General features: G+C 45.2%; 19 protein-coding genes. 6 read left to right on the plus strand and 13 right to left on the minus strand.

Going from position 1 to position 21403, the window contains the following annotated elements; all coding sequences use genetic code 11:
* Window position 1: 1 nt before the first annotated feature.
* From HGT73_RS09610 to ppk1, 9 genes are all read right to left on the minus strand, one after another.
* Window positions 2-622, minus strand: coding sequence for a cupin domain-containing protein (locus HGT73_RS09610; protein ID WP_214214184.1), 621 nt, complete (start codon window positions 620-622; stop codon window positions 2-4).
* A gap of 386 nt (window positions 623-1008) precedes the next feature.
* A complete protein-coding gene (locus tag HGT73_RS09615; protein ID WP_214214186.1) occupies window positions 1009-2466 on the minus strand; it encodes a sugar porter family MFS transporter in 1458 nt (485 codons plus the stop codon).
* A 236-nt stretch (window positions 2467-2702) separates the two neighbouring features.
* Window positions 2703-4160, minus strand: coding sequence for a pyridoxal phosphate-dependent decarboxylase family protein (locus tag HGT73_RS09620; protein WP_214214188.1), 1458 nt, complete (start codon window positions 4158-4160; stop codon window positions 2703-2705).
* A gap of 7 nt (window positions 4161-4167) precedes the next feature.
* Window positions 4168-5556, minus strand: coding sequence for a diaminobutyrate--2-oxoglutarate transaminase (locus HGT73_RS09625; protein ID WP_214214190.1), 1389 nt, complete (start codon window positions 5554-5556; stop codon window positions 4168-4170).
* Window positions 5557-5850: 294 nt separating this feature from the next.
* Complete coding sequence (locus HGT73_RS09630; protein ID WP_214214192.1) at window positions 5851-7281, minus strand: magnesium transporter; 1431 nt, start codon at window positions 7279-7281, stop codon at window positions 5851-5853.
* Window positions 7282-7319: 38 nt separating this feature from the next.
* Window positions 7320-7544: a DUF2633 family protein gene (locus tag HGT73_RS09635; RefSeq protein ID WP_214214194.1), complete on the minus strand. Its 225-nt coding sequence runs from the start codon at window positions 7542-7544 to the stop codon at window positions 7320-7322.
* A 65-nt stretch (window positions 7545-7609) separates the two neighbouring features.
* Window positions 7610-8218 (minus strand): methyltransferase domain-containing protein, encoded by a 609-nt coding sequence (locus HGT73_RS09640; protein WP_214214197.1) that lies wholly within the window; start codon window positions 8216-8218, stop codon window positions 7610-7612.
* Between the two features lie 21 nt (window positions 8219-8239).
* A complete protein-coding gene (gene ppx / locus HGT73_RS09645) occupies window positions 8240-9766 on the minus strand; it encodes an exopolyphosphatase (RefSeq protein ID WP_214214199.1) in 1527 nt (508 codons plus the stop codon).
* A gap of 3 nt (window positions 9767-9769) precedes the next feature.
* Window positions 9770-11830 (minus strand): polyphosphate kinase 1, encoded by a 2061-nt coding sequence (gene ppk1, locus HGT73_RS09650; RefSeq protein WP_214214201.1) that lies wholly within the window; start codon window positions 11828-11830, stop codon window positions 9770-9772.
* 163 nt (window positions 11831-11993) lie between these two features.
* On the opposite strand from ppk1, the gene HGT73_RS09655 reads away from it, so the two are divergent.
* Entirely contained in the window at window positions 11994-13187 is a 1194-nt protein-coding gene (locus tag HGT73_RS09655; protein WP_214214203.1) for a lactonase family protein, read from the plus strand.
* 49 nt (window positions 13188-13236) lie between these two features.
* Here the strand turns inward: HGT73_RS09655 and purN are convergent, their stop codons facing one another.
* On the minus strand, window positions 13237-13893 hold the full coding sequence (gene purN / locus HGT73_RS09660) for a phosphoribosylglycinamide formyltransferase (protein ID WP_214214211.1): 657 nt from the start codon (window positions 13891-13893) through the stop codon (window positions 13237-13239).
* The gene (purM, locus tag HGT73_RS09665; RefSeq protein WP_214214213.1) at window positions 13890-14927 is read right to left on the minus strand and encodes a phosphoribosylformylglycinamidine cyclo-ligase; all 1038 of its coding nucleotides are present in this window, start codon (window positions 14925-14927) and stop codon (window positions 13890-13892) included. The genes purN and purM overlap by 4 nt, the downstream gene beginning before the upstream one ends.
* Before the next feature lie 233 nt (window positions 14928-15160).
* Between purM and upp the strand changes: the two genes are divergently transcribed.
* The 5 genes from upp to HGT73_RS09690 all read left to right on the plus strand — a co-directional run bounded on the left by upp (window position 15161) and on the right by HGT73_RS09690 (window position 19291).
* Window positions 15161-15787 carry a uracil phosphoribosyltransferase gene (upp, locus tag HGT73_RS09670; RefSeq protein WP_214214215.1) on the plus strand — a complete coding sequence of 209 codons (627 nt, stop codon included), beginning with the start codon at window positions 15161-15163 and terminating at the stop codon, window positions 15785-15787.
* Between the two features lie 62 nt (window positions 15788-15849).
* Complete coding sequence (gene uraA, locus HGT73_RS09675) at window positions 15850-17109, plus strand: uracil permease (RefSeq protein WP_214214217.1); 1260 nt, start codon at window positions 15850-15852, stop codon at window positions 17107-17109.
* 115 nt (window positions 17110-17224) lie between these two features.
* Window positions 17225-17941 carry a DnaA inactivator Hda gene (gene hda / locus HGT73_RS09680; RefSeq protein ID WP_304374017.1) on the plus strand — a complete coding sequence of 239 codons (717 nt, stop codon included), beginning with the start codon at window positions 17225-17227 and terminating at the stop codon, window positions 17939-17941.
* 615 nt (window positions 17942-18556) lie between these two features.
* Window positions 18557-18964, plus strand: a complete 408-nt coding sequence (locus HGT73_RS09685; RefSeq protein WP_214214219.1) for a hypothetical protein — start codon at window positions 18557-18559, stop codon at window positions 18962-18964.
* A 15-nt stretch (window positions 18965-18979) separates the two neighbouring features.
* The gene (locus HGT73_RS09690; protein WP_214214221.1) at window positions 18980-19291 is read left to right on the plus strand and encodes a DUF805 domain-containing protein; all 312 of its coding nucleotides are present in this window, start codon (window positions 18980-18982) and stop codon (window positions 19289-19291) included.
* Window positions 19292-19430: 139 nt separating this feature from the next.
* Here HGT73_RS09690 and bepA read toward each other — a convergent pair whose 3' ends face one another.
* Together bepA and bcp are read right to left on the minus strand one after the other, a co-directional pair.
* On the minus strand, window positions 19431-20891 hold the full coding sequence (gene bepA / locus HGT73_RS09695) for a beta-barrel assembly-enhancing protease (RefSeq protein ID WP_214214230.1): 1461 nt from the start codon (window positions 20889-20891) through the stop codon (window positions 19431-19433).
* Window positions 20892-20914: 23 nt separating this feature from the next.
* Window positions 20915-21385 (minus strand): thioredoxin-dependent thiol peroxidase, encoded by a 471-nt coding sequence (gene bcp, locus HGT73_RS09700; protein WP_214214232.1) that lies wholly within the window; start codon window positions 21383-21385, stop codon window positions 20915-20917.
* Window positions 21386-21403 lie beyond the last annotated feature (18 nt).

Raw genomic sequence — 21403 nt, forward strand, 5'->3', positions numbered from 1 at the left:
GTTATGACTTCCAGAGCGTCAAAATTCCCCCCTGTTTGCCTGTCACCGGATCGGTGCTCGGCATGGCAATACGCGCGATATGCTGTTGAGCTTCGGCAAGTTTCGTCGGATCGTCATGATATAGGTCAGGGCTAAGTCCTCGTGGATAAGCGCCAAGGACTTGAAAGTCGTCAGTGGCGGAGAGCTGTTTATGTCCAACACCCGCCGGAATCAATATCACATCACCGCGTTTAACCGTAACCGTTGGACCCGTTTCGCCACCTAATTGGACAGTAGCGTTACCTTGACTTACCCCTAATAATTCATGGGTATTCGAGTGATAGTGGGTAAACGGGAAAATTTGGTAGCGCCACTGTACTGGCCAACCATTCCTTGCAAAGAGCTGACTGAGGTAGCCGTCTGTATCAGAGAATGAAGTCGGCACTGCCTGCTGGTAAATAAGTAAAGGCAATTTATCATTGGGGACGCCATTGACCACTTTCGTTAATGAAAGGGTTTGAATTGCAACATGCGGAGTATCCGGCTGCGATTGGGCATAACCGCTAATTGGAATCGCCGAGGCGGCGAGTAGAAGTTGGCAAAAGTTGCGTCGAGAAAATTGTGAAGGATGCGTTATCTTCATCGTGCGCTCCTAGGGTGAGTAAAAAAACAAAATACCTCATTAAAATATGTGACTCAGATCCCCAATCTGTCAAGTTTAAGCCGTCATTCTTCTGTGAAGCAGTGGTATGGCACTTATGTATTGCGAGGATAAAAGGAGTCAGGATCATGGCTTGGTTATCTTTTTGGTGAATAATCCTTTTTCGTTATTTGACGTAAATGGTGGGCATGCCATAAGGCAAGACGAAAGGCGATAAGCTTGATGTATGATGGCGAGTTAGTCGAGAGTATGTAGGCACATAAGCGTTGCATGGTACACCTCACTATAGGGTCGATAGAAATGAGTACAACAGTTCAATGTGTCAAAAATATGGCATAAAAACGCCCGGTGCAGGGCGTTTTCATTACTTATGCATTTTTAATGGTGGGCGGGATAACTTCATCCGTTTTGCTGTAACGTTTACGCATCATGGTTTCGATCTCCTCCAGTGATTTATCTTTTGTTTCCGGTAGGCAATAGCACACAAAAATCAACGAAACAACATTGACTGCGGCAAAGACATAGAACGTCTGGTTACCCATCGCGGAAAGCATGGGAGGGAAAGCAAAAGCGACGGCCGCGTTACAGATCCACTGGCAAGCAACTGCTGTACCTGTCAATGCTCCCCGCAATTTCATCGGGAAAAGTTCAGACATAAGCAGCCAATAAATCGGCGCGACGCACATCTGCATAAAAAATAGAAAAAGTAAGATACACGCTAAAGCTAAATAGCTTTGAGTGAGATCTTTAGGGAGGAAGATGAGTACTGAGCCTAAGGCCACCTGCATCAAAATAACCGCGATCAAACCGAAAATCAGCATAGAACGTCGTTTAACATGTGAAACAGCTTTGAGTGCGAGTAATGCCGCAATAACCGCAACGACACCATTACCGATTGTCGCGGTGAGTGACGCATTGGTACCTAAGCCAGTGGTTTTAAGAATGATCGGCGTGTAGTACATAAAGGCGTTGACCCCAGTAAACTGAGCAACAGCACCCATGCCGATACCGAGTAATAAAAGACGTACGACCCAGCGCTCTTTAAGTAACTCTTTAGTGCTTGGCCCCTCACGTGAGGCCTTAGCCTGTTCACGCATTTCATTAATTTCTTTGCGAACTTCCTTACGTGAACGCCGTAGCCGACGCATAATACGAACCGCATCTCGTAATCGACCTTCTGCTACCAACCAATGTGGTGATCCCGGTACAAAAAATGTCCCGATAAATAATAATAAACCGGGAATGGTGGCGAGCACGAGCATGTAGCGCCATAAGTGGTTATCGTGTAACAACACGCTCATTAGTGCGCTAACAATATAAGCGATTAATTGCCCGGCTACGATCATTAACTCATTTCGACTGACCAATGGCGCGCGATGACGCGGTCCGGCAATTTCTGCGATGAAAACGGGGACGGTAGACGATCCGCCGCCGACAGCAATACCTAATAAAAAGCGCATCACCACCATAATATGTACATTCGGTGCAAGCGTGGTACCGAGTGCTCCCAAGACAAAAATCAATGCAAGTGAACGCAAGGTTATTCGTCTACCGAATCGATCTGAAACAAAGCCGCTGAGCAAGGCGCCAATAGCTGCACCAAAAATTAATGCTGAGGTAACTAAGCCCTCCGTAAAGGGGGTAAGATTAAGCCCACCTTGGTCGAGAGGTTTCGTCATGAAAGGTAATGCCCCTGAGATAATCCCCGTGTCATAACCAAAGGCAAGAGCGCCCATGGTGGCAACCAACACAATAAAAAATAATCGTTGTTTTATGGTATCCGCTGAAACAGCGTTTTCATTGCCAGACGTTGATGGGTTCGGCATCGTGTATCCCTATGGATCAATTGTTAGTGTTTAAGGAATCTTAAGTATAGTTGTCCTTTACAATTCGTTACGCTAATTGACTAGGAATTGGCTGATTTTACGCGAAGGAATTTCTTGGAGATAAAGAGGAGATAAGCAGAACGCGATTACCGGCATTGCGATGAGAAATAATCGGTTTGTTGCGCGTGAGTACAACATGAAAAATAGGCCGATATCAATATCGGCCTATGAGCTGATTACAGAATAGATTCTGCTGTCTGCGTGACTAATGCTAACAAGGTTTTAATGTCGCTTAATGTAACAGTCGGGTTGAGCAATGTCAGCTTAAGACAGGTGAGTCCAGCATGCTCAGTGACCCCGACATTAGCCCGTCCTGAGTCGAGCAGGGCATCGCCAATTTTCTGATTGAATAGCGCAGTTTGCTGATCGTCGAATCCTTCGCGACGAACACGGAACAAGACGCTAGCAAGTTGGGGTTTCATGACCAACTCAACATCGCTCAGAGTCTCAACATACGCTGCCACTTCTTGAGCGAGAGTAACGCCCTGATCGATAATGGCGGCATACTGTTTTTGCCCCAGTGCTTCAAGTCCCATCCAGAGTTTTAACGCATCAAAACGACGGGTGGTTTGTAGGGACTTGGAGACCAAATTAGGGACACCATGAGCTTCGTCGAACTCAGAGTTCAGATAAGCAGCTTGATAACGCATCAGCTCGTAGTGTTTAGGATCTTTAAGTAAAAAGGCCCCACAGCTAATGGTCTGGAAGTATTGTTTATGAAAATCTAAAGTGACTGAATCGGCGCGTTCAAGTCCGGCTAACCAATCACGATACTTCTCAGAGAGTAATAACGCTCCCCCCCATGCCGCGTCAACGTGTACCCAGATAGCGTGTTCCGCTGCCAGTGCAGTTATCGCAGTTAAATTATCGATAGCACCTGCATCGGTAGTACCTGCTGTCGCAACAATCGCCATCACTTCTTCGCCTTGGTTTTTGGCGATAGTCAGTTTTTCCAATAAGTCGTTAAGATCCATCCGTGAATATTCATCGGTTTTGATCTGTACAACAGATTGGTAGCCATGTCCCATTAATGCCATATTCTTCTGTACGGAGAAGTGGGCATGTTCAGAACAGAACACTTTATAGTTGCGAAGATTATTGGGTAAACCGTCTTGTTGAATAGAGTGACCACGGCGTGCAAAAAAAGCATCGCGCGCCAGCATCAATCCCATCATATTACTCTGCGTACCACCGCTCGTGAACACCCCGGCATCACCTGTAGGGTAACCGACTTGGCTACGTAGCCATTCGATAAGTTTCACTTCCATGATGGTGGCGGACGGGCTTTGATCCCAAGAGTCCATACTTTGGTTAGTGGCGTTGATAAAGACTTCTGCCGCTTGGCTTATCACTAAACTTGGGCAGTGCAAGTGTGCCACACATTGTGGGTGATGGACGGCTAAGCTGTCTTTAAGAAAATACTCCACCGCACGTTCAATGGTTTCTTTATTCCCTAAGCCTTCAGCTGTGAACTGTAGGTGAATCCGATCGCGCAGTTCGGCGACGGATTTACCTTGATACATTTCTGGCTGCTGCAACCAAGCCGCGACGGCTTGTTGGCTTTGCGTCATCGCTTCTTGGTAGGCCTGAAGACTTTCAGGCGTTCCGGTTAGAATAGGGTTGATGGTTGACATAATCGTCTTATCCCTGAGGTTGTAAGCCAGCGCTTAATAACGCCTGCTCAAATTTTTCTAGGAACAAAGTCAACTCAACTTGACTGATCAGCAGTGATGGCAGCAAACGCAATACGCAGCCATGACGACCGCCACGCTCAAGAATCAAGCCTGCATCAAAACATTTTTTCTGCAATAGAACAGCCAGTTCAGGGTCAGCAGGATGACAGCCTAGATGATCAGTCGGTTGTTGTGGTTTCACAATTTCCATTCCGACCATTAACCCTAATCCACGGATATGACCAATTTGTGGGAAACGTTTTTGCAATTGTGAGAGTTGCGCTTTTAACCATTCACCTTTGACGGCTACTTGACCGGCAATATCTTGTTCTTTCAAGATTTTTAGAGTAGTTAGGCCGGTAGCCATTGCCAATTGATTTCCACGGAAGGTACCGCTGTGGTGTCCTGGTGACCAGGTATCAAACTCTTTTTTGATACCGAGGACAGCCAGTGGTAAGCCGCCACCCACTGCTTTGGACATCACGATAATATCAGGTTCAATACCGGCGTGTTCAAAGGCAAATAATTTGCCGGTACGCGCAAAGCCAGCTTGAACTTCGTCGATAATTAATAAAATACCGTGCTCTTGCGTCACTTTACGAATACGTTGTAACCATTCGACAGGTGCTGGGTTAACCCCACCTTCACCTTGAACGGCTTCAAGGATCACGGCTGCCGGTTTACGCACACCGCTTTCGACATCATTAATAAGGTTTTCAAAGTAATACCCTAATGCGTCAATACCGGCTTGACCACCGATACCCAGTGGGCAACGATAAAGATGCGGGTAAGGCATAAACTGGACTTCAGTCATCATGCCGCTGGTAGCTTCTTTGGGTCCCAAATTACCGGTGACTGATAGTGCACCGTGGGTCATACCATGATAGCCGCCAGAAAAACTGATCACGCTATTTCTGCCTGTGGTTTTTTTCGCCAACTTAAGGGCGGCTTCCACGGCATCAGCACCGGTAGGTCCGGTGAATTGTAAGCAATAGTCTTTACCCTGATTAGGCAGTAAAGAAAGGAGATATTCTGAAAATTGATCTTTTAATGGAGTCGTAAGATCAAGGGTATGTAACGGTAAGCCGCTGCTAATGACATTTTGGATGCTTTGCAGGATATCAGGATGATTATGGCCTAATGCGAGGGTTCCTGCTCCAGCCAGACAGTCAAGATAATCTTTGTTCTCAACGTCGGTGATCCATACACCGTTCGCTTTAGCGATTGCTAAAGGTAACTTGCGTGGATAACTTCTGACATTCGATTCAAACTTTGCTTGACGCGCCAAGAATTGATCGTTGTTCCCCTGAAAAGAGGTGGCATCTAAAGTTTCAATACGGACCTTATCCGTCATCATATCTCTCCCACAACCAAGACTGTCTTCAGTCCCAATTGAATTAAATAAATAGTTAAAAGTGTGTGCTGAAAAAAGCGCGGCCAATATAGAGCCTTTTTTCGGGGGGGGCAATCATTAGTTGAGGTGTTTGAGATTAATTATTCATATATTTGAATAATTAAATTTTGAAACATTTTTCTTACTAGGAATAGCAATGACTCTACGCTTAGGGATAAACCGATTCCATAAAAAGATGAATAAAAATTTAATCTGATAATAGCGGCGATAGCACGGCCTTGGCCGTGCTATCCGCGTTTAATGCAGTAAGAAAAGTGTTGCGAGCCCTAAGAAAATAAAAAAGCCACCTGTATCCGTAGTCGCGGTAATTAGGACGCTGGATCCGATTGCCGGATCACGTTTCAGTTTTGTCATAATCAGCGGAATCATGACGCCCATAAAGGCCGCCAATAATAGATTGAGGATCATCGCTAACATCATCACACCACTGAGGGCAAGATTTTGGTACATCAGGTAAGTAATGCCCCCCATAACGCCTCCCCAAAGGATGCCGTTTATCAAGGCAACGCCAATTTCCCGCAAGAAGAGAAATGAGAAGTTACTGGTTTCGATTTGGTGTAACGCGAGCGCGCGAACAATCATGGTAATAGTCTGATTACCAGTATTCCCGCCAATACCCGCAACAATCGGCATTAGGGTAGCTAAAGCGACGAGATGGGCGATAGTATCTTCAAACAGGCCAATGACGCGAGAGGCAATAAACGCGGTACATAGGTTAAGTGCTAGCCATGCCCAGCGTTTTCTAACTGATTTCGCCACCGGGGCAAACACATCTTCTTCTTCCTTGATACCGCTCATTTTTCTGATATTACTTTCATTTTCTTGATTCACTAAATCAATAATATCTTCAATAGCAATCCGGCCAATCAATTTACCTTCGCGATCGGTGACTGCGGCGGAGATCAAATTATACCGTTCAAACGCACTAGCGGCGCTTTCGGCATGTTCATCGAGTTGGAATGTCACTGGATGCGGATTCATCACATCGATAACGCGTGAACGTGGCGTATGAAGCAAAATATCAGTGAGTAACAGTTCACCCAGTAATTGGTTTTGGTGGTCGATGATAAAAATTTTATCGGTACCATCATGGATTTTTTTTCGATGGCGTAAATAACGCTGTACAACCCCTAGGGTTACATTAGGACGGACAGTAATAATATTAAAGTCCATCACTTGTGCAACATCACCCCGCTCTTTACCGATTAGGGGCAAGATACGTGCACGTTGTTGAGGAGCTAAGGTTGTAAGCAGCTTACCTGTTAGGTCGCGTGATAAAAAACGCGTTAACCAAGCCTGATCATCAAGGTCGAGAGGGGCAATCGCTTGCAGTGTTTGCTGATCACTCATGCACTCAATTAAACTTTCCCACACAGTTTCTGAGGCTTCGACTAGGATACGCCCACGGTTTTCGACGGGAATAATCTGCCACACTGCCTGACGCGCTTCTTCAGGAAGTGATTCTAAGATATCCGCAATATCTGCTGCATGAAGCGGGAGGATAGTTTCAATCAATAACTGCTTTTGCTGGGCAATAAGCTGTGATTGCGAAGAGGTAAGTTTCTTTTTAGGCTCAAGTAGGGTATCGACGAGCAGAGGATTATTGAGTACGAGCGCTAAAATTTTTTGTCGGCGTTGTGCCAGTAATTGACTGTAAGACTCTGACATTTTACATCCTATGTGATTCTCAGCAGGGTCGGGTATCCTTACTGTTGATGATTAGGGGCTGACTCAGCGGATGAGGGCGCTGAATGTTTGCCTACTGACATGTTTTCAACCTGTGCAGCCATTTTTTTTGCCTTATGATGCTCGAAAGCCGCTGGGAGCACCCAAATGAGCCGGGCGAGTAGTAATAGTAGACTTAACCAGAAAACGACACGGATCAAGCGTGCTGTTTTCTTTTTTTGTCGGCGCAGCGGTGAGTTATTCATCAAAAAAACTCCATGATTGGGTAAAACAGCGTCACTGCATCTCGGCACTTTTATGGTTCTCGTTTCTAAAGTGATTTCACCGAGGCTTTTTGTGCCAGTAATGTCGCGAAGCGGAGCATTACGGGTTCGGCACACGAATTCGGTGCGGACCAAGGCCTAATATGTTCATTATAGTGAACAATATGCCAACGCCGGTAATAGTGGCTTAACTCTCCTGAAGCAAAGGTAAAAGGAAAATCGAGAGGAGAAGGCATATCGTCAGTACTCATGGCACAGACAATAAGATTATATCCATGTTTACTCGTAGCGGCTTGCATATCCGCAATCAATTGACTGATCGTATAGGGTGCAAGATACATCAGAGTATCGATGGCGAGAATCGCTTGGAACTGGCCGTTAAAACGCGTTTGGTTAAGGTCACGCTGTTCCAGTGTTAAACCGTTCAGCGATTTATTATCGATGACAGACTGCAATGCGTGTAACGCTTCGGGGTCGTTGTCCCACCCGGTAATAGGGATGCCTTGACGATTTAAATAGAGGGCGTGTCGCCCTGTACCGCATCCGAGATCGAGGACTTCCCCATCACTAAGACGGGGAAGCAGCGAGACGACCTCTGCATGGGGTAGCGTTACCCCATTATTTTGCCGCGAATCGGGATTACGAAGTATTGTCATACCAACCTCACCGCCAGGCGTTTATTTTTCTTCACTCAAATTAAGCTGCCAACCTGTCACATCGGCCCAATAGGCTTGTTCACGCTCTAAATCTAATTGAACTAGCGCATTTTGGTTGAAATACTCTTTTGGAAAAATAAGCGTCCAGTGGCCATCATCCGTATAAAGTGATAGTTTTTCCGGACGAGTCGTAGCTTGACGCTGATTATTCAGCAAGATAGCTAAGCGTAAAAGAAAAATTAGCGGCATAAACTGTTTACGTTTGAAGCTCGTGAATCGTGGTATTTCATCGGTTTTTATCGCTTTACGATGAAAACGCACTAGGGTTGCTAAAAGCAGCTGTTGCTGCTGGCTAAAGCCAGGCATGTTCGAGTGTTGCAGAATATAGGCTGAATGGCGCTGCATGGCGCTATGATTAATGGTTAAACCGACTTCATGTAACATCGCGGCCCATTCTAGTAGGGCAGTCAGCGAGTTATTCGCCAATTTAGGGTTCTGTTTTTCCCATTGGCGATGAAGTGATCGCGCCGTTTCTAACACCTGTTTGGCTTGATCACGATCGACCACATAATGCTCAGCGAGGCTTAGTGCCGTACGTTTACGGATATCCTGATGACGAAAGCGGCCTTCCATCTCATATAATACACCTTCACGTAACGCACCGTCGGAATAGAGCAGCTCTTTAATCTGTAACGCATCAAAGATACCGCTTAAGATAGCTAATCCCGGCACAAAAACCGACTTACGATCATCTGACAATCCGGGTAAATCCAGCTCATCCATCGAATCGAATGGGCTGATTTTTTCCCATAGCAGGGCTAAACTATCGCGGGTGATCACTTTTTCTTTTTCGCCCAGTGCGGCTAATACTTCACACGCGGCTTTAATACTACCTGAAGCTCCCATCGCGACCTGCCAGCCTGCTTGACGGTACTGACATGCTAAGGTTTCAAGTTTATGAACGGCGGCTAAACGCGCTCGACGAAAATTATCTTGGCTAATTTTTCCGCCAGGAAAGTAGAGTTTGCTGAAACTAACGCATCCCATGCGACGGCTTTCTATTAACTGTGGTTCAAAATCCTCACCAATGACTAATTCCGTGGACCCACCGCCAATATCAATGACTAGCTTACGCCCCTTTTCTGGTTGCGTGTGCTCGACGCCCATAAAGATAAGTCGAGCTTCTTCATTACCGGAAATCACATCGATGGGATAGGGGATGACTTCGGCAGCGCGTTTAAGAAACTCTTCCGCATTTTCTACAACCCGTAGCGTATGGGTACCGACAATCGACACATTGGCGGGATCAAAGCCCTGTAGTCGTTCAGCAAACAAGGCCAGTACGCTCAATCCACGTTCGATTCCCTCTTCAGAGAGTTGATTATCGATAGTAATGGCATCAGCAAGATGGACACGTTGCTTTAACCGTCCAAGGACTTGTATTGCGCCATCGACGACGCGTGCAATCACCATATGGAAGCTGTTCGATCCCAAGTCGATTGCAGCGAATTCTTGAGGCTTTTCGGGGCTATGTTGGCTTATAGGCATAAGTTAGTCGGTATTTTCAATGGTGTTGATATAGTTATAGATCGCGAGCTGAGCCCGGACTTTACGACGGTTTCCGCGCGGACGATAACGGTTTGTTAACCCTTTATCAATAATTCTCGCTTTTACCGTATCGCTAAACAGAATGGCAATAATATCCAATATCTGTTTTTTCACCTTGGGATCGAGAATATTCACTGCAACTTCAATACGATTATCGATATTTCGCGTCATCCAATCGGCCGATGAAAGGAACACTTTCGGGTCGCCATTATTTTCAAAAATATACACCCGGTCATGCTCAAGATAGCGATCGATGATGCTGTAAATATGAATGTTCTCACTGATCCCCTCAATATTCGGGATCAACGAACACATACCGCGGACCAGTAAATTAACTTTGACGCCTGCACCTGACGCTGCATAGAGGCGATCAATCAGTCCATTATCGACAAGGTTATTAATTTTTAAGGTAATCGCTGCAGGGAAACCTTGCTGTGCATGGGCGATTTCTGTGTCGATCAACCGATATAAACTTTGTCGGGTATTTTGTGGTGAAACCATCAAATACTCGAAATGCACCGGTCGGTAAGGATTTTCAATAAAATTGAAGACTCGGCGTACTTCATTGGTGATCCGTGCATCACTAGAAAGTAAAGAATAGTCGGTATAAATTCGTGCGGTTCTTTCGTTAAAGTTCCCTGTGCCGATATGGGCATAACGGATGACTTTATCGCCTTCACGACGCGTAATTAAAAACAGTTTTGCGTGAATTTTTAATCCGGGAGCGGAGAAAATAACGTGCACGCCTGCTTCAGTTAAGCGTTTTGCCCAATAGATGTTCGCCTCTTCGTCAAAACGTGCTTGCAGCTCGACAACCACGGTGACTTTTTTACCATTGTGCGCTGCATGGATCATGGCATCCATAATGCGAGAATCTTTCGCCACACGGTAGATATTAATTTTTATGGCCAGTACGCTAGGATCGAAGGAGGCTTGGCGTAAAAATTCTAAAACGTGCTCAAAAGTATGGTAGGGGTAATAGAGTAAAATATCGCGATCGCGTATTGCATCAAACCCATTACGAAACGGATTAAACCCTTTATGTCGAATCGGTGGTAAGGGCTTATTTTCAAGATTGGCTTTACCTACATTAGGAAAGCTAATGAAATCTTTGAAATTGTGGTAACGGCCGCCGGGGAGAATGGAATCAAAGTTGGTGATCGAGAGTTTTTCGCACAGCAGAGAGACCATTTCTGAAGGCATATCACGTTGATAGACAAAGCGAACGGGTTCTGCTGTTAACCGCTGCTTAAGGCTGGATGACATTAATTCCAGCAAACTTGACTCCATCTCGGTCACCAAATCGTACTCGGCATCACGCGTCATTTTCATCGAATAGGCGTTGAGTTGGTCGTAATCAAAAAAGCCTTTGAAAATATCATCCAGGCAATATCTCATGATATTATCAAGGAGAATCATTGGTTTACGACGTCTAGGTGGTTCTGCCGGTAGATCGATGAAACGAGGCACTTTATCGGAGGGGATCTCTAATAAGGCGTATTGTGTCTCTTGCCGATGAATAATTTCTACCGCAAGATAAGTATAATCATCTTTTAAAAACTGCGTTAAGTCAGTTTCTGCATTTAAGACAATTGGTGTGACATGCTGACGGAGTTCACGGTTGAAGTAGAGTTTTAGCCAATGTTGCTGATTGGCGGAGAGCTGGCGTTCATTGATTAGGAAAATTTGATTTCTAGCCATCTCTAACAACAAATCGTTGTAGAGGACATCAAATTCCTGGTCAGCGATTAATACCCGTTGCTGGATTTTTTTTAGCAAATGCCGAGGAACATTATGACTACCTTGCTCTTCACCGATCAAAATTCGTCGTTTCAGATCCGCAAACCTAACTTTATAGAACTCTTCTAAATTACTGGAGTATATACCCAGAAAACGCATACGTTCGATCAGCGGATTACGTTTATCAGCAGCCTCTTGCAGCACTCGCTCGTTGAAAGCTAGCCAACTTATTTCTTTATCTAGATACAACTTTTCTTGACCCATCCTGACTCCGTTGATGATCACAGAACGCAGATTATAACTTCTCTGACCCATTATGGCGATTAAAAACCCGTTTTGTCTATGATTGATTAATAAGAGGTTTTTATTTGCCAATTGACGAAAGTTACGTCACTCTTAGACTTTATTTAATTGTTAGGAAATATTAATGAAAAAATACTTGGGAATTACTGCTGCACTGATCTTCAATCAAGCCGCGAGTGCTGATGAAGCTCGTCTATTAAATCAACAACCTGTGGTTGCAGAACAAACCTTCTTAGTCGGTTCTTGGACAGGGGAAGCACAAGGTCCTCGCGTACAAAAAGCCTTTTATCCTAGCCAAGGCATTTACACGGTTAAACTTTCTGCCGATGGCAGCATGATGCCCATTGCAGTGACTCCAGCTCAAAGCCCTTCATGGCTAACTGTAGATGCCGCTCATCAGCGTGTTTATATCGTTAGTGAAGTCGATGAGGGCAAAGTGAGTGCTTATCACCTAGAAAGAAATGGTGAATTAACATTACTGAATACGGTCGACAGTAGTGGTATGCACCCTACACATTCCGCCTTAAGTCGTGATGGGCGTTATTTGTTGGTGGCGAACTACTCAGCAACAGACGGTCGTTCTGGTGTGAGTGCAATTCCAGTGCAAAGTAATGGCCACCTAGGGAAAACTCAGCAATTCTTTCCTTATAACCAAGGCAGCAATAAAGTCGCGGGACGTCAATCTTCAGGTCATGCCCACTCAGTCACCTTCAGTATTGACGGGCACTATCTGTTAGCGGCTGATCTTGGGGCGGATAAGATTCACGTCTATCAATATGATCCTAAGCGTAAAGACCCATTTACCTTGTTGGCAGATGACACCATTAATTTCCCTGCTGGAGATGGTCCACGTCACAGTACCTTCTCTGCCGACGGTAAATTCCTTTATGTAACAACAGAGATGTCTGCTCAAGTGAAAGTGTTCTCCTTTACGCAAGGGAAGACTGAGTTATTACAAGCTGAAAAATTGACAGACTCGACGAAGGACAACGATAAAAGCGGTGCAGGCTTAGCTCTTTCACCGGATGGCGATTTCCTCTATGTAGGAAACCGTGGTGATAAAAACCAGATTGTGACATTTAAGGTGGATAAAGCGACGGGTAAGTTGAGTCAGTCAAAAGCCTACTCCGCAGGGGGCATCGAACCGCGTGACTTTAGCTTTGATGCTTCCGGTCGCTACTTATTTGTTGCCAATGTTTACTCTAATAATGTTGTTGAATTTGCACGTGATCTAAAAACCGGAGAGCTCTCGCCAACCGGTGTGACACTGCAAATTGGTACCCCAACTCATATCCGATTTGTGACTCTGGGTAAATAAGATAGAAAAAGGCCGCATAATAATGCGGCCTTATATATTTTTTAGAGCATCAACCGAGAAGAGAAGGGCTTGGCAAACTTGCACCGGACTGTGGAAGGGGGTGACCATCCAGACAAGCCTGATGATTAATCAACGTTAAACGTCCCTCTATCAGCCATTGAATGACCATTGGATAGATACGGTGCTCTTCGATTAAAAGACGCTTAGCCAGATCTTGTTCGCTATCGGTAGATAAGACGGGAATGGCCGCTTGCAAAATAACTGGCCCGCCATCGAGTTGCTCAGTGACGAAATGAACGCTAGCACCATGTTGACGATCCTTATTTTCCAATACCCGACGATGCGTATGTAATCCGGGATATTTGGGTAATAAAGAGGGGTGGATATTGACAAGCCGTCCGAGATAATGAGCCACAAAAGAAGCACTTAAGATACGCATATATCCTGCCAAGACAATAATGTCTGGTCGGTAGTCATCGATCTTATCCATTAATGCCTGATCGAAAGCCTCGCGCCCTATATACTCACCGACGGCAAGATATTCAGTAGGAATGTCTGCTTGTCGTGCACGCTGTAAGCCAAAAGCCTCAGCTTTATTACTGAATACCGCAACGATTTCTGCCTTGAGCCTACCAAGTTGGCAGGCATCAATAATGGCTTGCAAGTTGGAGCCTGATCCGGAGATCAGGACAACAATTCGTTTCATGCAATAACAACCTGCTCAGTCTCACCGCCTGCTGCGATATGACCAATTTTCCATGCCTTTTCACCCAAATCGCTTAACAGCGCAAGTGCCGCATCTGCGTCAGATTCCGGTAGGGCAATAATCATGCCGACACCGCAGTTAAAGGTACGGTACATTTCATGACGGCTGACGTTACCGGCTTTTTGTAGCCAGTTAAAGACCGCTGGCCATTGCCAACTGCTTTCATCGATGACGGCTTGAGTATTTTCTGGTAGGACACGAGGGATGTTTTCCCAGAATCCGCCGCCCGTGAGGTGGGCAATGGCGTGAACATCAAATTTTTCAATCAGCGCTAGGGTATTTTTCACATAAATGCGTGTTGGCGCTAAGAGATGATCCGCTAGAGATTGCCCCTCAAGCTGCTCAGTCATCGGGTCTGTTTGGCTGACTTCAAGAATTTTTCTGACTAAGGAGTAGCCATTAGAGTGTGGGCCACTTGAACCTAGTGCTAAGAGAACATCGCCAGGGCCAACTTTACTTCCATCGATAATTTCTGATTTTTCAACAACACCGACACAGAAACCTGCAACATCATAATCGTCACCGTGATACATTCCTGGCATCTCGGCAGTTTCACCACCGACCAGTGCACAGCCTGATTGTTGGCAGCCTTCTGCAATACCCGTGATGACCGAAGCGGCGGTATCGACGTCGAGTTTACCTGTCGCGTAGTAATCTAAGAAAAAGAGGGGTTCAGCCCCTTGGACCACGAGGTCATTGACACACATCGCCACGAGATCAATCCCGATTGTATCGTGTCGACCTAAGTCCATCGCTAAACGAAGTTTCGTACCGACACCATCGGTACCTGAGACTAATACCGGTTCACGGTATTTCGTTGGCAGTGAACAGAGCGCACCGAAGCCGCCTAATCCGCCCATAACTTCAGGACGACGAGTCTTTTTCACAACACCTTTAATTCGATCAACCAGTGCATTTCCAGCATCAATATCAACACCGGCATCTTTATAACTAAGAGTGGTTTTGTCGGTCACTGCAGAATCCCCACGCGATTTGCGGTTGGTAATAAAATGAGAGCGCGGTTATTCTAACAGTCGTCGCAATCGTTTGCGAGTCTCAGTTTAGCCTGAATGATGATAAGTCACGATGATAGGAATCTCCTCTAGTAGAATATTTCAATTTCTGTCTTCAACCGTACCGTCATGCCTTAAAAAACGGTATAATTCATCGGTTTTTTTGTTGTTTATTTTTTGCTCGGGGAAAAAGTATGAAAATCGTTGAAGTTAAGCATCCACTGGTTAAGCACAAACTCGGTTTGATGCGTGAAAACGACATCAGTACTAAGCGTTTTCGCGAACTCGCTTCCGAGGTGGGGAGTTTATTGACTTATGAGGCCACGGCAACGTTAGAAACAGAAGTGGTTACGGTCGACGGTTGGAATGGTCCCGTCGAAATTGAACAAATTAAAGGTAAAAAAATTACTGTAGTTCCTATCTTGCGTGCAGGCTTGGGGATGATGGACGGTGTTTTAGAACATGTTCCTAGCGCACGGATCAGTGTGGTTGGCGTTTATCGTGATGAGAAAACCCTTGAGCCTGTGCCTTATTTTCAAAAACTTGCCTCAAATATGGATGAGCGAATGGCTTTAGTGGTTGATCCGATGCTGGCAACCGGAGGGTCGATGATCGCCACTATCGATCTGTTGAAACAATCGGGCTGTCAAACTATTAAAGTACTTGTGCTGGTCGCGGCACCTGAAGGCATTGCAGCACTGGAAGCTGCTCATCCCGAGGTGGAGTTATACACGGCGTCAATTGACCAAGGCCTCGACGCAAACGGCTACATCATCCCAGGATTGGGCGATGCAGGCGATAAAATTTTTGGCACCAAATAAGCGCAATTTTATTCCATACCGACCTAATGGTCGGTTTTTTTATCTCTTATTCGGGGGTTACTATGCGTCGAACTATTGAAGTCGATGAGCGCTTACCACTGCATCAAACGTTACCGTTAAGTCTACAACACTTATTTGCTATGTTTGGCTCTACGGTATTGGTGCCAGTTTTATTTCATGTCAACCCAGCCACGATTCTTCTCTTTAATGGAATAGGTACACTGCTTTACTTATTTATCTGTAAAGGAAAAATACCCGCCTATTTAGGGTCAAGTTTTGCATTTATCTCGCCGGTATTACTGCTCTTACCACAAGGGTATGAGGTCGCATTAGGTGGCTTTATTGTTTGTGGTGTGCTGTTTTGTCTCGTTGCACTCATTGTGAAAGTTGCTGGAACGAGATGGTTAGATATTTTATTTCCCCCGGCGGCGATGGGCGCAATCATTGCGGTCATTGGTCTTGAATTAGCGGGTGTCGCTGCGAAAATGGCTGGCTTAGTCACTGACGTGGGAACGGTCGTAGATAGTCGTACCTTATGGGTTTCGATGATTACCCTCGGCGTGACGGTTTTCGGTGCGGTTCTTTTTCGTGGGTTCTTAGCAATTATCCCGATTTTAATCGGGGTGGTAGCAGGCTATGTTGTTGCAGCAGGTATGGGCATGGTGAATTGGCTTCCGGTACAACAAGCCGCATGGTTTGCCTTACCCACCTTTTATCATCCACGATTTGAGTGGGTGGCTATTTTAACCATTTTACCCGCAGCACTAGTCGTGATTGCCGAACATGTAGGACATTTGGTCGTGACGGCTAATATTGTTAAGCGTGATTTAATCCGGAACCCCGGATTGCACCGTTCTATGCTTGCAAATGGGTTATCGACGGTATTTTCCGGCTTTTTTGGTTCTACACCGAATACGACTTACGGTGAAAATATCGGGGTGATGGCTATTACCCGGGTCTATAGCACTTGGGTGATCGGCGGGGCTGCCATCATGGCTATCGCGCTATCCTGTGTGGGCAAACTGGCCGCAGTAATTCAAGCCATTCCTGTTCCGGTGATGGGTGGCGTCTCGTTATTACTATATGGAGTGATTGGCGCATCGGGAATTCGCGTGTTAATTGATGCGAAGGTTGATTACAGCAAAGCCAAAAATTTGATTTTGACCGCTATTATTTTGATTGTGGGAGTGAGCGGTGCGTCGATTCATATCGGTGCGGCCGAACTAAAAGGAATGGCGTTAGCAACGATTGTCGGGATAGTGTTAAGCCTGATTTTTTATCTGATTGAACGCTGGCTGCCGGAAGCGGCGGTAGAAGACTAGTAAAATAGGGGGAGGATAATTACTCCCCCTATTAAGCCTCAGATCGAACAGTTACTCACCCATTCAACACTTCCCCAAATTTATGCTAAACTGGCTAAGATTTTAACTGGCTCCCATTATTGAGGTTATTCTGAACACGCCAGCGCAACTCTCTTTACCACTCTATCTACCTGATGATGAAACCTTTTCCAGTTTTTGGCCCGGGTCAAACTCCGCATTACTTGCGTCGATTACTACGGTATTGAATCAGCCCCAAGGAGGGTATATCTACTTCTGGTCGCGAGAGGGTGCAGGGCGCAGTCATTTAATGCATGCAGCCTGCAGTGAACTCTCGGCGCGTGAGCAGGCCGTCGGATACGTTCCACTGGATAAACGGACGTGGTTCTCGCCTGAAGTGCTGGAGGGGATGGAACAACTTGCCCTAGTGTGTATCGATAATATTCACTGCATTGCTGGGGATGAAGAGTGGGAAATGGCGATCTTTAACCTCTATAACCGTATTCTTGAGGTTGGGAAAACGCGGCTGCTGATTAGCGGTAATGCGCCGCCACGACAGCTTGATCTACAACTGCCCGATCTGGCTTCCCGACTAGATTGGGGACAGATCTACTGGTTACAACCGCTTAATGACGATGAAAAAGTTCTCGCTTTACAAAAGCGTGCTGGGATCCGTGGCTTTGAGCTACCAGAAGATGTTGGCCGTTTTCTTATTAAACGCCTTGATCGTGAAATGCGTACGCTGTTTGAAACCCTTGACCAGCTCGATCGCGCTTCCATTCGTCTGCAACGTAAATTAACGATTCCCTTTGTGAAAGAGGCGCTTGGGCTTTAAGGCAGTATACATAAACTCTGGCGTGTTAACGGTTATCAGTATTCAAGCTACAGGATGGCTGAAAAGGCTCCTCTAAAATAGAGGAGATTTTTATCATTATCCTGTCTATTATGCTGGAGTTAACGATAGTTGCACTCGTCTTCTCCCTATAATAATACTCCTTGCACCGCCTGCATTACGCTTAATGCATATCTGCGCTATTAATCCTCTCTTTTTTTAAAAATAAAAAATTCCACTTTAGAAACTCGTCGGTTACAAATAAATATAAAAATACTCATTAAGTTTATATTTTATTTCAATTTACCACCGCTACATTAATAATTTTATTAATCGTTCATCTGAAAAGTTTTAAGAATATTTCTGGTTGTTGGTGTCAATTCTATAATGATAGGATTTGAGAGGTTGGTACTTGGTTTAGGTTTTTAATTATAATAGTATTCCTTATTCCCCTTATGGAAAAGGAATTCTTTATGGAAGTTGGTAATTTTACTGGGGCTGGAACATACATTGTTGTAGAGAGGTTGTATGATTTCTTGAGCCCAAAATGGAATAATATTGGGATGTCAAATACCCAAGTACATAGCGTTGTTTACCGTATACCTTGATGGTGAAAAAATGGATACTTCGACACTCTCGTTATGGCAAAGGGTTAAAATATTCTCTGGTCACCCATTAGTTAAGAATCCTTCGTTAGATAATTCGGCACTCTTTTCACTAGATGACTCTGGTTCAATAATTTTCACCTCACCCTTGAGATTACCTGATATTCATGAAAAGATTCTTCCAAGATTTATAACGGAAAATTATAGAATCCCTACCGGAAACTTATTCGCTTACGGAACTGATCCAATTCAAAATATACTACTTTATAAGCGTCTAGAAGTGAGATTTATAAAAGATAATGGAGGAATGGGTGAGCCTATTTGTGCAGCAAAATATGATAGTCACACGAAACAGATTAAGTTCATTGACCCTATTAATGAGCTTTCATCGCTGATGAGAGCATTGACTCAATTAAAATAAATGCTTGAGAATTTTATGCAACGGTTACTGGCGGTTTTACGATGTTACAAACGGACGTTTAGTTATCAGGGAGTTGAAAATAGGCGAGTCTATACTCTCTTTTTACTCCTTCAATCCTCTTGGTTTGCTCTCTACTTAAACACTCTCACCTCCACGCTGAATGAGATCTCTCTCTTACCCTTATTATTTTTTTTACTCCCCCTTATATCTATAGCCAGTAGAAGAATCAATGATGCAGGGTATTCACACTGGATAATCCTTTTAGTTTTTTTTATTCCCTATTTATTTTTCATTTTTCTCTGTTTTCCAAAAACAGTTGATAAATAACGCCAAGACATTAACAGTTCGTCATTCTCTATTTTTCTGCTTGAAGGCCTAGAAATTAATGAAAAAGATCGGCACGGGTTATAGGGGAAGTTAAGAGGGATAGCTAAACACAGAGTTATTCGTGATCAAACCCGTGTCATTACCCTTTCTGATATTGCCGAAAACGCTGCTGTAATAATCGCAGCTGGTCGATACGCGCATCGTAGCGTTGTTGGGCGAGGCTACCAGTTTTTTCTTGACCGCTGGCATCGCTTAAGGCCCTGATAGCTTGATCTAATTGACCGCTGAGTGCGAGTCCTTGTGCTTGAGCGAAGCGTTGTTCGTTCGTCATCCCTAAATCTCCCGTGGCCTGCACCATCAGATCCCAACCGATAGGATCATCTGGATAATCCCAAGTATAGCGATGTAGTATCTTGAGGGCATCAGTGGGGCGTTTGGCTTCGAGATAGGCATTGGCTAAGTTAACGCTAATCACCGGATTAGCCTGATTAGCGGAGGCCGCCGTTAATAATTTTACGGCTTGTTCGGGGTGTTTAAGGCCAATATCGACGTCGGTGGCTAAATCGAGAAACCAAGGATTAGTCGGTTGTTGGCTGAGTAATTGAGTGACTAAGCGATGAGCATTATCGAAACTTTTTGCCTGCATAAACATCACTGCACGGCCATAGGTTGCCGCTAATTTCTCGCGACCATTTCCTTTTTCGTACCGATTTAAAAGATCGTCCAATTGGCCGTTCTCACGCTCTGAGCCGTACATGGCCATTATCCTAACCTTAGCGAAATAAAATTCTTGAGAGGATTGGAGTATGGGATGTGGCATTTGGTTGGCACGATTTCGTGCATCCGCCAGTCGGCTATCCGGTAAGGGATGAGTCAATAAAATTTCTGGTGGCAGGGTTGAATAGCGAGTTTGGTCGGCTAATTTTTGCAGAAAATCTGGCATCGCTTGTGGATCAAATCCGGCACGTTGTAATACTTGTAAACCTATCCGGTCAGCTTCTCGTTCATTTTCTTGTGTAAAGCTGATTATGCCTTGTCGCGATCCCGCGAGCGTTCCTGTTAATGCCGCCATTCCTGCTTGTGGGTTGGCCATCGCCAACAGAATAGACCCTAGTGCACCGCCCCAAGTAAGTGGAGCGCTCTTTTGCTGCTCGGCCATCGCTCGGGCTAAGTGGCGTTGAGTAACGTGAGAGATTTCATGTGCCATGACCGAGGCGAGCTGGCTTTCGTTGTCAGTGTAACGAAACAGAGCGGAGTGTAAGACCACATTCCCGCCAAAAAAAGCGAAGGCATTGAGCTGATCATTGTGAATAAGAAAAAAGTGGAAGGGCGTTTTCACCGACCAGGCATTAGCGACCAAGCGCTGACCCAAGCCATTAATGTATTGAGTTAACAATGGATCATCAATCAGTGGGGCGCTGCCACGTAGCTCGCGCACGTAAAAATCGCCCATCTGTAATTCTTCATGAATGGATAGTGTGTCCCCTGCCGTTGTGCCGATATCCGGTAAGGTATCCGCTACATCGGCTAAGGCGAGGCTATGCCAAGTGAGTAAGGCGGCGATCGTCGTCGCGATCAACGTGCTTTTTGCTAACGACACTTCGCCCCCTCGCGAGCCTGATGTTATGGATGTGACTGTACGTAATCTAAAACGATATCATGATGGTTCGAGGTTTTAAAATCGTCGAATACTTTTTCGATACTCCCTTTGCCATCGATCAAGAAACTGATGCGATGGATACCGTCATACTTCTTGCCCATGAAGCTCTTTTCACCCCAAACCCCAAACGCTTCGGACACTTTGTGGTCTTCATCTGACAGTAGCGTAAAGTTTAAAAGCTCTTTTTCCACAAAACGGGACAGCTTTTCCGGTTTATCTATGCTGATCCCTAATACTTGAACGCCCGCTTTCTTCAAGGATGACATATTGTCGCGCAGACCACAGGCTTGTACCGTACAACCCGGTGTCATCGCTTTGGGGTAGAAATAGACGAGAACACGCTCACCACTGAAATCAGATAAACTCACCTCTTCGCCGTCTTGGTCGAGTAAAGTAAATTGCGGCGCGCTATCGCCTACTTGTAAAGGGGACATACGTTATCTCCAATCATT

Origin of the sequence: Rosenbergiella australiborealis (genome assembly GCF_018494035.1) — a bacterium.
GTDB classification, from domain to species: Bacteria; Pseudomonadota; Gammaproteobacteria; order Enterobacterales; family Enterobacteriaceae; genus Rosenbergiella; species Rosenbergiella australiborealis.

Bases quoted from the DNA above. Each gene is read 5' to 3' on its own strand.
- HGT73_RS09610 (WP_214214184.1), bottom strand. From the start codon at position 622: ATGAAGATAACGCATCCTTCACAATTTTCTCGACGCAACTTTTGCCAA.
- HGT73_RS09615 (WP_214214186.1), bottom strand. From the start codon at position 2,466: ATGCCGAACCCATCAACGTCTGGCAATGAAAACGCTGTTTCAGCGGAT.
- HGT73_RS09620 (WP_214214188.1), bottom strand. From the start codon at position 4,160: ATGTCAACCATCAACCCTATTCTAACCGGAACGCCTGAAAGTCTTCAG.
- HGT73_RS09625 (WP_214214190.1), bottom strand. From the start codon at position 5,556: ATGATGACGGATAAGGTCCGTATTGAAACTTTAGATGCCACCTCTTTT.
- HGT73_RS09630 (WP_214214192.1), bottom strand. From the start codon at position 7,281: ATGTCAGAGTCTTACAGTCAATTACTGGCACAACGCCGACAAAAAATT.
- HGT73_RS09635 (WP_214214194.1), bottom strand. From the start codon at position 7,544: ATGAATAACTCACCGCTGCGCCGACAAAAAAAGAAAACAGCACGCTTG.
- HGT73_RS09640 (WP_214214197.1), bottom strand. From the start codon at position 8,218: ATGACAATACTTCGTAATCCCGATTCGCGGCAAAATAATGGGGTAACG.
- ppx (WP_214214199.1), bottom strand. From the start codon at position 9,766: ATGCCTATAAGCCAACATAGCCCCGAAAAGCCTCAAGAATTCGCTGCA.
- ppk1 (WP_214214201.1), bottom strand. From the start codon at position 11,830: ATGGGTCAAGAAAAGTTGTATCTAGATAAAGAAATAAGTTGGCTAGCT.
- HGT73_RS09655 (WP_214214203.1), top strand. From the start codon at position 11,994: ATGAAAAAATACTTGGGAATTACTGCTGCACTGATCTTCAATCAAGCC.
- purN (WP_214214211.1), bottom strand. From the start codon at position 13,893: ATGAAACGAATTGTTGTCCTGATCTCCGGATCAGGCTCCAACTTGCAA.
- upp (WP_214214215.1), top strand. From the start codon at position 15,161: ATGAAAATCGTTGAAGTTAAGCATCCACTGGTTAAGCACAAACTCGGT.
- uraA (WP_214214217.1), top strand. From the start codon at position 15,850: ATGCGTCGAACTATTGAAGTCGATGAGCGCTTACCACTGCATCAAACG.
- HGT73_RS09685 (WP_214214219.1), top strand. From the start codon at position 18,557: ATGGATACTTCGACACTCTCGTTATGGCAAAGGGTTAAAATATTCTCT.
- HGT73_RS09690 (WP_214214221.1), top strand. From the start codon at position 18,980: ATGCAACGGTTACTGGCGGTTTTACGATGTTACAAACGGACGTTTAGT.
- bcp (WP_214214232.1), bottom strand. From the start codon at position 21,385: ATGTCCCCTTTACAAGTAGGCGATAGCGCGCCGCAATTTACTTTACTC.